General features: G+C 55.5%; 12 protein-coding genes. All 12 read right to left on the reverse strand.

Annotated features, from left to right (window positions below; genetic code table 11):
• Window positions 1-16: 16 nt before the first annotated feature.
• Window positions 17-523 carry a hypothetical protein gene (locus tag VMF88_01060; protein ID HTY09633.1) on the reverse strand — a complete coding sequence of 169 codons (507 nt, stop codon included), beginning with the start codon at window positions 521-523 and terminating at the stop codon, window positions 17-19.
• On the reverse strand, window positions 524-2,836 hold the full coding sequence (locus tag VMF88_01065; protein HTY09634.1) for a response regulator: 2,313 nt from the start codon (window positions 2,834-2,836) through the stop codon (window positions 524-526).
• A gap of 71 nt (window positions 2,837-2,907) precedes the next feature.
• Window positions 2,908-4,137, reverse strand: coding sequence for a glycosyltransferase family 4 protein (locus VMF88_01070; protein HTY09635.1), 1,230 nt, complete (start codon window positions 4,135-4,137; stop codon window positions 2,908-2,910).
• Window positions 4,134-5,516, reverse strand: coding sequence for an O-antigen ligase family protein (locus VMF88_01075; GenBank protein HTY09636.1), 1,383 nt, complete (start codon window positions 5,514-5,516; stop codon window positions 4,134-4,136). The genes VMF88_01070 and VMF88_01075 overlap by 4 nt, the downstream gene beginning before the upstream one ends.
• On the reverse strand, window positions 5,517-6,491 hold the full coding sequence (locus tag VMF88_01080; protein ID HTY09637.1) for a glycosyltransferase family A protein: 975 nt from the start codon (window positions 6,489-6,491) through the stop codon (window positions 5,517-5,519).
• A complete protein-coding gene (locus VMF88_01085; protein ID HTY09638.1) occupies window positions 6,488-7,675 on the reverse strand; it encodes a glycosyltransferase family 4 protein in 1,188 nt (395 codons plus the stop codon). Before VMF88_01085 ends, VMF88_01080 begins: the two co-directional genes overlap by 4 nt.
• A gap of 3 nt (window positions 7,676-7,678) precedes the next feature.
• Entirely contained in the window at window positions 7,679-8,530 is an 852-nt protein-coding gene (locus tag VMF88_01090) for an FkbM family methyltransferase (GenBank protein ID HTY09639.1), read from the reverse strand.
• Between the two features lie 30 nt (window positions 8,531-8,560).
• Complete coding sequence (locus tag VMF88_01095; GenBank protein HTY09640.1) at window positions 8,561-9,832, reverse strand: glycosyltransferase family 9 protein; 1,272 nt, start codon at window positions 9,830-9,832, stop codon at window positions 8,561-8,563.
• A 16-nt stretch (window positions 9,833-9,848) separates the two neighbouring features.
• Window positions 9,849-11,189: a glycosyltransferase gene (locus VMF88_01100; GenBank protein ID HTY09641.1), complete on the reverse strand. Its 1,341-nt coding sequence runs from the start codon at window positions 11,187-11,189 to the stop codon at window positions 9,849-9,851.
• Complete coding sequence (locus tag VMF88_01105; GenBank protein HTY09642.1) at window positions 11,186-12,172, reverse strand: glycosyltransferase family 9 protein; 987 nt, start codon at window positions 12,170-12,172, stop codon at window positions 11,186-11,188. The genes VMF88_01100 and VMF88_01105 overlap by 4 nt, the downstream gene beginning before the upstream one ends.
• 18 nt (window positions 12,173-12,190) lie before the next feature.
• Complete coding sequence (locus VMF88_01110) at window positions 12,191-12,862, reverse strand: methyltransferase domain-containing protein (GenBank protein HTY09643.1); 672 nt, start codon at window positions 12,860-12,862, stop codon at window positions 12,191-12,193.
• A 58-nt stretch (window positions 12,863-12,920) separates the two neighbouring features.
• Window positions 12,921-14,192 (reverse strand): ABC transporter ATP-binding protein, encoded by a 1,272-nt coding sequence (locus tag VMF88_01115; GenBank protein ID HTY09644.1) that lies wholly within the window; start codon window positions 14,190-14,192, stop codon window positions 12,921-12,923.
• Window positions 14,193-14,202: the final 10 nt, after the last annotated feature.

A 14,202-nucleotide genomic window follows, 5' to 3' on the forward strand; every position in this document is an offset into this window, starting at 1 on the left:
AAAAAATTCCGGGTACTTAGGGGCTCTGCTTCGGCTGCCGATGGAGTTTCTCGCTCTCCGAGAGCTCCTGCAGAAGGGGAAAAATCCTCGTGATTTCGGCTTCAAGCTCGAGAAAGCACTTTTCGTACTTTTTCTTCGCCTTTCCGGTCGGATCCTCGACAGATGGCTGTCCGGGAGCCTCCTCAAGACCGAATTCCTTCAGGAGGAGTATTTTTCTCTCCCACTGCGGGAAAATTCCTCTGATGATTCTTCTGTGCGGCTCCGCCATGCACAGGATGACCGACGCGTCGCGGACCATGACGTGGGTGATCTGCTGCGCCCTGTGCATCGCAATATCGATGCCATGACGCCGGCAGACATCGATGGTCGTCTCCTCTGAAGGGGATTCGATGAGCGCCTCGGTTCCGGCGGAATCGACAAGGATGGAATGCTGAAGGCCCTTCTCCGCGACCATTTTTTTCAGGATGGCCGCGCTCATTGCGCTGCGGCAGATATTGGCAGTACAAACGAAAAGAATATTCATTTACCGATTGTCCAGCACCTTTCTGACTGAAGCCATCAGCTCGTCGAGCAGAAACGGCTTCATGATGATATCGCGAACCCCCAATGCAAGAAACTCTTTTTTTGCTTTAAGGTCAATTGCGCCGGTTGCCAGAATTCCTTTGATGGACGGGTTCTGCGCAAACAGCTTTCTGAACAGATCCTCGCCGTTCATTCTCGGCATCGAAAGGTCGCTGATGACCAGGTCGATTTCAGCCCGATGTTTGTCGTAGACCGAGAGCGCCTCTTCCCCATCCTGCGCCGTCAGCACCCTGTACCCGAATGAGACGAGCCCGTGTTCATACAGCTGGCGGAACGATTCCTCGTCGTCGACAATAAGGAGGCATTCGCTTCCCCCCTGGATGACTCCGGGCACTTCGTGTCCGCCGCCGGCCTGGCGATGCTCTGCGACAGGGAGGTACATCGAAATCGTCGTCCCCTTCCCCGCTTCGCTCCGGACGTCGATAAACCCCCCATGCTGCTGAACAATGCCGTACGCCACCGAGAGCCTGAGCCCTGCCGCCTGGTCCGTCGCGCGCGCGTTGAAATACGGCTCGAAAATTCTCCGCTGGCTGTACTCGTCTAGCTCTTTTCCGTTGTCGGCGACGGCGATGATAACGTATTCTTTTCCTTCCGAAAAATGGATGCGCTTTTTCACGTCAGCCGGGTCGGCGATGGAGGTCCGGAGGAGAATGGCGCCGCCCCCCGTCATCCGTCGTTCGGCGGTCATCGCGAGGTTGACGATAGCCTGATGCAGCTGATGAATGTCGCCGCTGACGACCGCGCCGCTGTCGTCCGTTGAAACTCCGACTGTCACAGCGGGGGCGAGCGAATGTTGAAGAATTTTTTCCGCCTGGTGTATGAGTCTTTCAACCGGAACCGGCCTCTGCTCGGCGCTTTTCGAGCGGGCAAAGACGAGAAGGTCGTCGGCAAGTTCCGACGCCCGCCGCGACTCCCGGAGGATCATCCCGATGTACTGTTCCATCTGAGCGTTGCCGAACGTCTCCTTGTACATCATCTCGGCCGAGTTCATCACGATGCCGAAAATATTCTTCAAATTGTTCCCGATGCCGACGGCGAATTCGCCGAGTGCGTCCATTTTTTGCACCTGCTGCGCTTCCAGTTCGTATCTCTTTTTCTCGCTGACATCCCGGAAAATACTCAACAGCAATTTTTTCCCCCGTCCGATGTTGATGAACGAATGCCTGACCTCGGCAGGGATTTCTTCTCCTCCTTTCCGCTTCACCGTCTGGAAGGCCGGCAGTTTGAGCGTGCCCGCGTCGAATTGATCGCGATAGGCAGAATTAGCGGCATAGCGTTCCTCGAGGTTATCGTCGCCGGCGGCATATTCACGAAGAAGATCGTCCTTCGAAGTCCTCACCAGGTCGCTGTACGCGGTATTCACCATCACGGTCCTGCCGTACCGGTCGACCAGGCGCATGGCGTCAACGGAGTTCTCGAAGATCGCGCGGAACCGCTCCTCGCTGCTGCGAAGGGAGTGCTGAACTCTGTGCAGCGAATCAAGGTCGCGGAGAAGGAAGTACGTTATCACAAAAACAGCGACGGTCAGCACGGCGCACCCTCCAGCGGCGGCAAGGGTACCGGCGGTCCAGAAGGTGTATGCCGGCTCAGCAATATCGACGGTCAACAGCCTGCCGTACCCTGCGACCCCCTGCTGCAGACGGATCTGCGATTCCGCGTTCGAATAGCCGGTCGAAGCGATCTGTTCTCCCCATCCCGAAAAAACCGCGATCTCAGCATTCTCCATCGGATGACGCCGAAGCACGTCGCCGAGAAGTTTCTCCGCCGAATAAAAGACATAGCACGTTTCGGCTGCGGCGTCTCGCTGCGGCACGGGGTACCGGGCTTCGATGAAATAATGAGTGTTGCATCGAAACGGCTTTGTGTAAAGAATAGGCGTCGAAGAATCGGCAAACGAAAAGAGCGGCGTTCCGCGAACCGCCTGCGCGAGCAATTCCGCCGACGAATCCTGCGGGATGCTCCATCGAATACCGGTTTCATTGTTGCCGCTTTGGATGGAAACGATCTCGGGGTGGGCGGAAGAATAGATCTCGCATTGCCGGCGAAGGCCTGCCGATCCAGAACTCCTCTGCGTCGCAGAAACGAAGAACTTCTCGTTCTCCTGAAGCGCGGTCTGAAACGCCGCGCAGAGAATATCCAAACGGTGCTGTACTTTTTCATGTTCGAAGCCGGCTTCCTCACCTTCCAGAAGGTAAAAGAGCCACGCGAATGCCGCGGCAAACAAAAGAAATAATACCGCCGGGTACAACATCATTCTCCTTCGCCGCGACGATGATCTCCTCTTTTCCATATTCAACCTCCCTGCCTTCCCGCGTGAATGAATTCCTACGGATAAAAGCTTATTCTTCCATTCCAAAATCTCGTCAGAAAATCTGACAAAAATCCGGCCGGCGCTCGGCGCGCAACCGATGCCGACGCGATGACGCCGTCGGCAAAAGTATCGAGCGACCAGTGCGCGATGCGTTCTTGAGATTTTCGCCCCATCGACTCCAGCCGGTCCGCCGGCATGGCGGCCAGCTCCGACATCCGGCTCGAAAGCGCATCGCTGTCTCCGGCAGGAAACGTCCACCCGTTGACCCCCTCATCGACCAAGGCTTTCCCCGCACCGCAGCCGTTGCTGATGATCAGCGGCAAGCCGGATGCAAGCGCTTCATTGGCCACCAGTCCCCATGTTTCAACGACGCTGGGAAGGATGAAGGCGCTCGCGAGACCGTAAAACCGGCAGAGCTGCGCGCCAAACTGGCTGCCGACAAACCTCACGCCGGAGTATTCTCTCATCGCGTTTTCGTGGCGGCTCCGTTCATCCCCTTCGCCGACAAGAACGAGCCCCCATGCATCCTGCCCGGCACGCACCGCATAATTCCGGTATGCTTCGAGGAGCGTCGCGATCCCCTTTCGGGCAATGAACCTTCCCACGAAGATGAAATATTTCGAAGGAAGGGTAAGCGTCCGGCGCAGCGCGTCCGCCTCCCTCCGTGCAGCCTCAGCTCCCGCCGCAAAAAAATCATTGTCGACAACATCGACTCCGTAAAAAATTCTCTCCTGCGGAAATCCCATCGCCCGGTAGTACGAGGCATGGCTTGGGGCGGGAATAAATGCCGCGTCGACATTTTCATGAATGATCCTCTTTATGACCGACACGATCGCTCCGCGCTTGTCCGAGTATTCCCATGCATCATCCATCATGACCGAGATCTTATCATGGTCAAGGCAGTACTTTGTTGAAGCCATGCCCGAGGGAAACGGGGTGGACGGGGCGATGACAACATCCGGTTTGAGATTCTCGAGGGCGCGAACTGCCCTGCGGTGAATGATGTACGGCGACAGCTCACGGTACGATTCCCCGGAAAAGAGGCACAGGTAATCATTCTCCCGTTTCGCCGCCTCTTCCGGAAAAGGATAGAGCGCGTCTTTCGAAGCCACTTCAATTGCCGTCAGACTCCAGCCGATGGCGTCGAGCCGTTTTCGCAAATGGCGAATTCTCGCGACATGGTACGGCAAGAAATTCGTCCACATGATGACGATGTGTTTCGCCGGAAACCCCGCTCCCGTCAATGTTCACCGCCTTGGGGCTCATTGCCGCTGGGATCCTGAGCGGCGGGGGCATCCTCCTTGGTCTCTCCATCTTCGCGGTACGCCAATGAGCGGGAAGTTCTCCTGAAGCGGCGGTAGAACTCCTCGCCTTCGTATGAAACTCTTTCGAGGCGCGATCGCTTTTCCGCGGAATACGCCAGCCCCAATATCGTAAATTGAAGATTTCCGTAGAACGCCGCGTACAAAACAATATTGTCGGTAAACATCATCAGAACAAAGGGGAGAAACGTCGATGCGGCGGCAAAAAACAACACCCGGATCTCCCCCTCGCTATGCCGGGCTTTTTTCAGCAAATGACGGACTTGAATGATCAGAGTGAACAAGAACAACGCGGTGCCGACGGCTCCATAATCATAGAGAAACCTCAGCCAATCGTCGTGGGGATGGGTAAGCCTCCCTTCGGTCAACTTGAGGATCAGGTCCTCGGAAGCGTTTGCGCCGTGCCCCCAGATCGGCTTTTGCGAAATTTCAGTCAGGAGAACTCCGGCCATATAACGGCGGCCGCTTGTCGCAAGATTGTTCGGATCGGTGATATCCGACAGCGTCCCCTCGCCTTTCATGAACATCTTTTCCTGAACGCGCGGAGAGTAAAAGAGGGCAAGTCCAAGCAGCGCCACGACGACGATCAAAATTGCTCTCGTCTGAAGCTTCATCGGCGAAAACGTCGCCGGGAGCGACAAGCCGGTGGCGAAGATCGCCATCCTCGTCAGCGCGACCACCGGCATCAGCGCGATCGCCGACCACCAAAACAGATCCTTGACTCTTCCAAATGAATATCCTGAAGCGAAGAACGCCGCCAAAACGGTCGCCGTGATCGCCTGAGGAGCTAACGCCGTTGCGCTGGGGAGCTGACCGGTGATGAGAAGTCCTGTCAGGAAAAACGCAAGCACGAGAACGGCGAGTGAAAAAACTTTGACGAGCAGGGAGAAATTGATGATCTGTTTCTCATCGACGCGGGCTGTGGACGATGCCACGCCGACCACGATCGGGCAGAGAAGGAGCGCGGAGCGCTGCAGGTTAGTGTAATCGGACATGTATCCGCTGATAGCCACAAAGAGCATCCACGGCAGCCAGATCGACAGCGGAAAACTTATTCTGTCGAAGTTTGCCGGAATGACCATCACCGCAAAGGCGAAACAAATGATCCATGCGTAGCCGGCGACGGAATAGCCGAGGAATCCCGCTCCGCCAAAGGTGCAGGCAAAAAAGGTCGTAATAAAGACAAGCCAGACCAGGATCGGCAGCTTGGAATGGCGGATCGCCTCTTTCCAGGTAACAGGCTGCTCTTCTTCGCCCTCCTCCTCTACCGCATGCTCGTCGGCAAACTCATCTTCCATCATTTAACGTACCCTCATCGTTCGAAGCAGGCTCCGAATAAATGTAAAGATTTGCAGGACAAAATTCCTCATTATCTTTGGCGCAGCGGCCGCCGCGAAATAAAAAGGGAGCCGGGGATCCGCAGCCGAATAGTGCGCCATGGCTCGCAGCTCGACAAACGTGTTGGCCCGGTCCTGCAGCTGCAAAAACATCGACGCCCTCATTCTGTGCCACATGGAAAGATACCGAAGAAAACTTCTGCGTTTCTCCGGCTCAATTGCCGGCAGCAATTCGGCCAATTTCTGGCCGACCTTGTCTGGAATTTCCGGCGTTCGTGTCGGATGACCGGTGAGCGGAGCGCGAAGCCGAAAAACGGCACATTGTTTTTTCGAATAAGCGATGGAACACTTCGCCGCCAGGCGCGCCCATGTCAACAGATCTTCCCCGATGCCGATAGCTTCCGGAAATCCCCCGACAGAAAGGATTGCACTTTTTTTCACCGCGATCGCCGACGACCAGATCGGAGGGTCTGAGTGTGCTGCTGCTTCAAAATAATTTTGCAGGACGCCTTCCCATGGACCCGACGGCATCTTCCGCAGAATGGGGGACCGCTCCGCACCGCCGGTATCTTTATAGAGATAGTGGGTCGCAAAGACCGAGCACTGCTGGAATTGTCCCTGCAATCTGACCACGGTCTCAAGAAAATCGGGTTTCCATTCGTCGTCCGCGTCGAGAAATGCGATCAGCTCTCCATTGCTTTCAGCGACTCCCCTGTTGCGCGCCGCAGAAACCCCTTTATTCTCCTGATTGATCACCCGAATGCGCGCATCGTTCATCCCCCGGACGACCGCATCTCCGCCGTCGGTAGAACCGTCGTTGACGACAACAACTTCAAATTCAGACATCGACTGGCTTTGAAGAGAACGGATCGCGCGTTCGACATCCTTTGCATTATTGTAAAGAGGAACGACGACCGATATGGCTGCCCTGGTGTTCATTGTCCGTTCTGTGAAGAGACGCGGTACGCCGCCAGAAGCGATCTTTGGTATTGTTCCATAGAAAATTGCCGTTTGACTTTTTTCCGTCCGGCCGCTCCCATGTTGTCCGACAATTCTTCATCGCGCAGCAATTGAAGGATCGCGCGTTGAAGACGCTCCGTGTCGTTGTACGGAACCAGCAGCCCCGTTTCTTGATCATCGACGACATCCCGAAGACCGCCAACATCGCTCGCCACGACCGGGATCTCCGCAGCCATAGCCTCGGCCGCCGTCAGACTGAATCCTTCAAACTGAGAGGGGACGACAACAAGATCGAAGATGCCATACAGAGAAAATATTTCTTTCTGTGTTTTTGTTCCTGTCCAAACAATATTCTTTTCGATTCCGAGTTCCTTGGCAAGCGCCGTTAAGAGATCCCTCTCAGGCCCGTCCCCGGCGACCAGCAGCCGGACCGATGGATACGCGGTAAGGACCTGCGCCATCGTCCGAAAAAGGAATTCATGCCCCTTTTCACTGCGAAGCCGTCCGACCACGCCGACTATTTTTTCACGCCCGACGCCCAGCTTTTTCTTCGCGGCGGTCTTATTGACGGACGAGCTTAAACGTCCGATCGCTTTTTCGTCGACTCCGTTAAAAATTGTGCAGTGCCGGCGTTCCGTTTTCACGCTCTCAGAAAATATGCCGGCCGAACCGAACCAGGAACGCTCGGTGGCCGATGAGTTACAGATAAAAAGCGTACACATGCGGGCCGCCAATCGCACAAGAAGAGCCTCCTTCCTTCCCAGTCTATGCCGCGGGTAATGGATCGTTGCGAAAATTGTTTTTATGCCCGAGACTTTTGCCGCCAGGACCGGAATCAATCCCGGCGCAACATACTGAACATGGACGATCGAATCGGGATGAGCTTTGAATACCTTTCTAAGGGCGCGGTAAAGGACAACAATTTCTCGGGCCGTCGATTTCCCGGTCGTGCGGTTCAAGCCCAGCAGATCAACCTCTGCCCCGGCGGATTGGAATTCTGCCAGGATCGCAGGATCGGATTCATAGTAACAGCAGACCGAAACACGGTATCCTTCCCTGACAAGGATCCGGACCATCGAAAGCATCTGCAGTTCGGTCCCGCCGGAGAGGAGAACCGGCGTCGCCACAAGGACATGCTGTTGTTTTGAAGGTGAAACGGCCAATGCTTATTCCACAATGAGTGATCGACAGGGTTCTGAAAAAACGGAGCCGGACGGCACCGCAACGCAATTCCAGGTTTCGTCGAACGATCCGTCCAGTTTCCCGTCCCCCCTAAGGCGGAAGACCGAGTAGGCGGTTCCCAGCTTTGCACGGACATCGTCGAGCGAAAAAAATTTTTTGCTCACCTGATTGTACTCAAAAATAATCAAAGGATGAGATCGTTCAATATACTCCTTTCCCCCTTCGAGCACGAGCGTCTCCGCCCCTTCAACATCGATCAGGATCACCGCGGGCTCTTTGTATTTCATCAGCTCCCTGTCGAGCGTCGTCGCGTCGACAATGTGCTCCTTCCGATCTCCTTTGTCCACGATGGAAGAAGCGAGGGGGGTCGCATCGGCGAACATCCGGACCGGAGCGCCGTCGGCATTCAATACTTTTTGAACGACCTCGACGTGGCGGTCGCCGTTCAGGGCGGCGCTCTCTCGGCATGCTCTGGCGCATTCGGCATTCGGCTCAACACCGATCAACCGGACGGCGTTCGGGTAGCGCGCCACGTCGACGATCATCTCCCCGATGTTGGCTCCGACATCGACGAACATCAATTGATCGGGAGTCGACTGAAATATGCGCTGCAGGAACAGATGAGTTTCAGGCTCGTTAAATTCTCCGTTCACGAGCCGGTTGTAGCAGGTCGCAACGGTATGGTTGAAAAAGAGCTTCCTTCCCGCCACGTCCAGAACACGATCAGTGCGGATCCGGCGCAGGACAAAGCCCATTCCGCGCAGCGTCACGCCGAAACGGTCGCGGATGAAGCCGTATATTTTGACATAGAATTTTGCGGCGGTAAACCAGAGCATTGTTCACTCGATCATAAAGAAAAGAAATATCTAAATCCTGCGAGTTTTGTCAAGAACATTCATGACCGATCGCTGAACATCCCGAACGGTGATCGCGTCGAGGTTTCCGTCGGCATCGTTCATATCGTCGAAAGAATACGAGCGCTCATTAAAATTGAACAGGACCTCAGCGGCGTCGTTCAACGGAAACCAATGCGTCACACTGAACCTGGTCGGGAACACAGCCACGGTCGGCACATGAAGCAGCGCGGCAAGATGCATCGTCCCGGTGAAGGTGGTCACGCACAGCGAGGACTTCCTCAGTAACTCGATCAATTCCGGGATGGACGGAACGTCTGAGAACATCTTCGCCCGTCCATGTGAAGCAGACACAACCTCCCTGCCAAGCGGCATCTCATTTTTCGAGACATTGAGGATCACCGTGTAACCGAGCTCCTCGGCGAGCCATCGGGAAATCTCGCCAAACCGGGATGCGCTCCACCGGTTCACCGCATACTTCGCGCCGGGGTTGACAAGGGCGATTTTTTTGGGCGAGCGGAATTCTGCAGCCAATTTCTTTTCAATCGATGCTTTGGAATCAACATCGACAGGCAATGCGCCGTCGACCGCACCATGCGATATTCCGAAAGCCGACAGTATTTCAAAGGACCTGCGCGGCTCATTTTTGACGAAATAGTGCTGGACCGGATTCAGCGCCCCTCTTCTTCCGATCGAGCTGAGCGAAAACCCGTAAACCCATTTCGCGCGAAGCTTGCGGGCGAAGATCATCTCGCGGAGCAAAAAGCCGGGAACCCCTCTGTTGCCGTACGGGGAAAAGTTTACAAAGAGGTCGCAGCGGATCCCGCGAAGCCGTTCATCGGAAAAATTCAGCGACGCCCCCTTCCGCACCACGGGGTGATCGCCGATGTCGATGCGCTCGTCGATGTAGGGCAACGATCCCAAAAGCATCGCTATCGGGAATCCTTCGCTGTTGCTGACAACCGTCAGCCTCGCGCCGGGAAATCTATTCTTCAGGAAGGCAACAGCCGGAAGATGAACCGCCGTGTCTCCGAGCATTCCCTGTACGTAAACGACGATCGCATGAACGTCGCCAGGATGCGGGATACCCGGCGAAAACCAAAAGAATCTGAACAAACGCAGAAACGCGTTGAAAAGGAGCGTAGAGACGATGATATATGTCCGGAGAAAAAAGCTCTTCAGAGTAAACGTCGTGACGCTTTTCTCAATTTTGCGCACCTCATCAAGCGACGATGCTGCAAACACCTTGCGGAACATTTCCTTCTTTAATGCACTTGAAGACATCGTTGTCCGGCTGCGCTTAGTGGAGAGCTGTTTGGTAGATTTTCTGAATTTCCCGTGCGTACGCCGAAAACGACTGTACGGCGGGGATCTGTTTTTTCATTGTTTCGATGATCTTGGGGGATTCAATGACCGCTTTGACGATCCTTAAGAGAGAGGCAGTGTCGTTTCTCTCAAAGATGAACCCGTTTTTCCCGTCCCTCACCAGCTCGGGCATGGCCCCGGCGCGGGCGACGATGGCCGGCTTCAGCGCACCGAACGCTTCATGAACGACAAGACAGAATGCCTCGTGCGCCAGCGACGGAACGATCACCGCATCGATCTGCTCATACGCTTCATGGATCCGTTCGTGAGGAATGTACCCGTGATTCTTTACCGAAACCCGGGGATATTTTTCCATCACGGCGTGAAAGTATCTCTTCTCCTCCGGACTCCTCGCTTCGCCAAAAACATGAAATTCATATTTCGCGGCATCGTCAAGGCCGGCCAGCGCCTGAAAAATAAGGTGCACCCCCTTGGCATATGCAATTTGTCCGATAAAACCGAATTTCACCGGCAGCTTCGTCTTGTCGCTGCGTGCCTTCCGTTTTGGAATGTTGACGCCGTGCGGAAGAACGTGTATGATGTTTTCGTCGACGCTGTTGCGCAGGAGAAGTTGTTTCATCGCTTGGGAAGGGACCACAACGTGCCGGGTCAGTTCCCATATTTTCTTCTGATGAAGAATTTGCCTGTCGACCAGCCACGGATACCGGATCACTCTCAACGCAAAAGGAACATCGCGTGAATGTTCCGTCCGCTTCCCGAATGATTCGTACAGCCATGATGGAATCTTTCCGATGATCCCGCCGGTATACCACTCGGGCTGCCGCCGCAGGCTCGTGCACGGAATGCATACTCCCGGAGCCTCGGCGTATTGGCACTGCGATCCGTCCGGGCGGATCAAGTCCCCCGCCGGACATACAACGCCGGAATGGTGTACCGTGACCACGGAAGGGATCCCGAGTTCCTTTGCGACCTCCAACGCCGGCAGGGTCAGTCCGTTCACATGCACAAGCGCCGGTTGGAAATCACTCATGACGGCGCGGACGAACGCGCGATGATGCTCGCTCGTCTCAGAATATTTTTCCAGCTCGGTCAACGCCTCTTCGTGCAGGCACAACGCATCAACGGGGATGCCGTTGTGCACGGAATGTTCGACAGCGAACGGCCGCTGCTTCTGCTGCCGGACGCCTAATGTTGCGATGCGAACATCCCATCCTCTTTTTCGCAGTTCCGACGCCACTGAAGCGATATAGACCTCGCCGCCGCCGTACGCGTACGGGAAAAAACGGGAGGCCGTAAATAGTATCCTTTTCTTCATTGGATGGTCAGCGTTTCAACTTCAAGCGGACGATTTCTTTTCTCGAGGAGACGTTCGAAAGCGCCGACGACATTCTGCACCGAGATCATCTGCATGCACTTTTTGTCGTAGTCGCACGTGTTCCACCGCCAGCAGGGAGAGCATTCCACGAAGCTGTCCAGATTTTCGTTGCAGATATATCCGGTCTGATGTGAATGTTCACGCCCGCCGTAAATGATCACCGAGCGCACATCGACGGCGCGGGCGAGATGCTTGAGAAAGCCCGACGTGCCGATGAAGCATTCGGCGTTGGCAAGTACAGCCGCGGACTCCCTCACCGTGGTTTTGCCCCTCAAATCGACCACGTTGTCCAGGCCGATATCGGAGCTGCCGCCGAGAAGGACGATAGACTGCCCGGGGTATTTTTCTCTCAAAATGTTGACGACCTCCTGCATCCGTTCCGGGTACCATTTCTTATTGTTCATGAAGGTCTCATGCGTCGACTGTCCGACATTTTGGACGACGATGAACCGGTCGGCGATCTTTCCCCGTTTTTTTTCCTCATCCGTCAAAACGATGTACGGACGAAGCGCCACATCCCCCCGAACTCCTGCTTTGCGGCACAAGCGGGCGATGATATGTTCGTCGGGGGGGATTTCAAGCTCGGCGGGGATAACCTCCACGGAATACGAAAGCTGAACCCGCTGCCGTTTCAGCAAGAACGCATAGCGAAGCTGCCAATCGTCAAAATTGAACGTGCGCTGGTAGTCCGGGTTGTTGAACAGCAGCGGCTCCGAATGCGACACCTGCCAGATCTTGAGCGAAGGGGTCCTCTTTTTTAACTCGTGTGCGACGGCGGTCAGCAGCAATTCATCGCCGATGCCCCCAAGAAATTGCAGCATGACATCGGGAAAACCATGGGTGAGGATATTTCGAGCCGCCTGCAATTCAATGGAGGCTGCATGACGAAGTTTGGAAGGGAAATTTCTTAACGTCAACGCCATCAGTCAATGACACGCTTGTTACACGGCTCGTTGTGCACACACAAAAAAGCTGTAAAAATGGTCCGGCCCGTCGTCTCGGGCAACGGTCGATAACCCGCGTGCTTCAAGCGCCCGGGCGACGGTGTCCGGGTCGGGCACCCACTTGTGAACCTCAGCCATGAACGGGTTCGACTTGTGCCATAATTTGCACGATGGGTGCGGAAGGTAGAGAAAAATTATTCCGCCGGGACGGATCTTCGAGACCCACACGTCAAGCGCCTTCTGCCACTCGTCGATATGCTCAAGGCAATGCGAGCTGAACACGTAATCCTGCGAGTTCGGCGCGATGTCCTCGATGACGTTGGCAATGCCCGGCCCGCGCTCGATATCGATCGGCGTGCTCCCCGGCAAGGGCCAGTAATTCGCCCCGACGTCGATCCCCTTCCCCTTGCAATACTTCAGCGCTACCCGCTGGATCGCAAGAGAATTCCCGCCGACCGTGATATAGTCGGGATAAAAATCCGCGCCGATCTTCCATCCCCCCGGAACGCGGACGTGGCCGGTCTCAAGAAGCATCCGATAGTGTCTGAACAACTCCGGGCTGTCCGGCATCTCCTCCAATAACACTGCCGGCGCTCCGAAAAGCCGCCTGCCGTACGGCTGCACCGGCTTGAGCGCCCATCGTATGATCTTCTTCAGCGTCTGATTCATGATCGAATCTCCTCAATGCTCGTCCGCGGAAACCCACAACAGCGCCAGGCCCCGTGAGTCATTGCACGCGGCTTTCATTCCATGGAAAGTCGGCGATGATCACGCCCTGCATGTATTGATGAGGCTGATAACGGGAAAGCTTCGACCCCGTTTCATTGACATGGAATTTTATAATATGGTCGTACTTTTCGAGAACGGTTACCGTCGGGATGTGCGCTTCGATAGAAATGTAATAATCGCCGGGGACGAGCATCGTTCCGGGGATCGTCACGGCCGCCCCGTACGTTCCCTGCAGCCGCTGCACCAGCACCTCCGGCTGCGAATCCGACTGATGGCTCGTGAAAACCGGGCGGCCGTCGTAGGCAAAAATCCGCACGGAAATCTCGACGTTGTGGAGGGGAGCCGCGGCGAAGTATTCGATCGCGACGGTCATCGGAAAACGGACGTCCAGCTCCGAAGAAAAATTATTCAGATGGTCTTTCAGACCGACCTTGGTGAAGCCGAATTCTCTGTGCCGCGACAGGATGGACGCCGGATCGGCCAGCGTTTTTTCGGCGCCGACGTTCACGTCCGAATGCAGGTACTCGGCGACCACGGCATTCGTTTCGCCAAAATGAACGATCCTTCCCTGGTGCAGATGGACAACGCGCGTGCAGAGGTTCGTGATCGCGCCGATATTGTGGCTGACGAAAAGGACCGTCCTTCCGCTGCTTTTCCCGATGTCTTCCATCTTTCGCAGGCATTTTTCCTGGAACTGTGCGTCGCCGACCGCAAGCACCTCGTCGACGATCAGGATCTCCGGCTCAAGATGAGCCGCCACGGCAAACGCCAGACGCATGAACATGCCGGAGGAATAACGCTTGACCGGCGTATCGATGAACCTTCCGATCTCCGAGAAATCGACGATCTCGTCGAACTTCCTGTCGATCTCCGATTTGCGCATGCCGAGGATCGCGCCGTTGAGATAAATATTTTCCCGTCCCGTCAGCTCCGGGCTGAAGCCGGTACCGACTTCGAGAAGGGAGGCAACTCTTCCCCGCATCCTGATCTTTCCCTCGGTCGGCTCGGTGATCCGCGCGAGGAGCTTCAGCATCGTACTTTTTCCCGCACCGTTCCTTCCGATGATGCCGAGCACCTCTCCCTCGTTCAGCTCGAACGAAACATCCTTCAGCGCCCATATGGCATTCTCTTTTGCGGCAGCCTCCCGTTCGGCGCGGCTGAAGAGCATGCGGAGCTTTTCGTCGAACAGATCCCGAAACGAGTTATGCCGCCGGAGCGCTCCGATGCGGTAGCGTTTTGAGAGATGTTCGACCGTGATAATAGCGGGCATACGGGAATTC

This window comes from Bacteroidota bacterium (assembly GCA_035506275.1).
Classification (GTDB): Bacteria; Bacteroidota; Ignavibacteria; order UBA10030; family UBA8401; genus JAGVPT01.

What these genes read in the sequence shown, in the direction of transcription:
- VMF88_01095 (HTY09640.1), bottom strand. Translation starts at nt 9,832, where the DNA reads ATGTCTTCAAGTGCATTAAAGAAGGAAATGTTCCGCAAGGTGTTTGCA.
- VMF88_01080 (HTY09637.1), bottom strand. Translation starts at nt 6,491, where the DNA reads ATGAACACCAGGGCAGCCATATCGGTCGTCGTTCCTCTTTACAATAAT.
- VMF88_01090 (HTY09639.1), bottom strand. Translation starts at nt 8,530, where the DNA reads ATGCTCTGGTTTACCGCCGCAAAATTCTATGTCAAAATATACGGCTTC.
- VMF88_01060 (HTY09633.1), bottom strand. Translation starts at nt 523, where the DNA reads ATGAATATTCTTTTCGTTTGTACTGCCAATATCTGCCGCAGCGCAATG.
- VMF88_01105 (HTY09642.1), bottom strand. Translation starts at nt 12,172, where the DNA reads ATGGCGTTGACGTTAAGAAATTTCCCTTCCAAACTTCGTCATGCAGCC.
- VMF88_01100 (HTY09641.1), bottom strand. Translation starts at nt 11,189, where the DNA reads ATGAAGAAAAGGATACTATTTACGGCCTCCCGTTTTTTCCCGTACGCG.
- VMF88_01065 (HTY09634.1), bottom strand. Translation starts at nt 2,836, where the DNA reads ATGATGTTGTACCCGGCGGTATTATTTCTTTTGTTTGCCGCGGCATTC.
- VMF88_01075 (HTY09636.1), bottom strand. Translation starts at nt 5,516, where the DNA reads ATGATGGAAGATGAGTTTGCCGACGAGCATGCGGTAGAGGAGGAGGGC.
- VMF88_01115 (HTY09644.1), bottom strand. Translation starts at nt 14,192, where the DNA reads ATGCCCGCTATTATCACGGTCGAACATCTCTCAAAACGCTACCGCATC.
- VMF88_01110 (HTY09643.1), bottom strand. Translation starts at nt 12,862, where the DNA reads ATGAATCAGACGCTGAAGAAGATCATACGATGGGCGCTCAAGCCGGTG.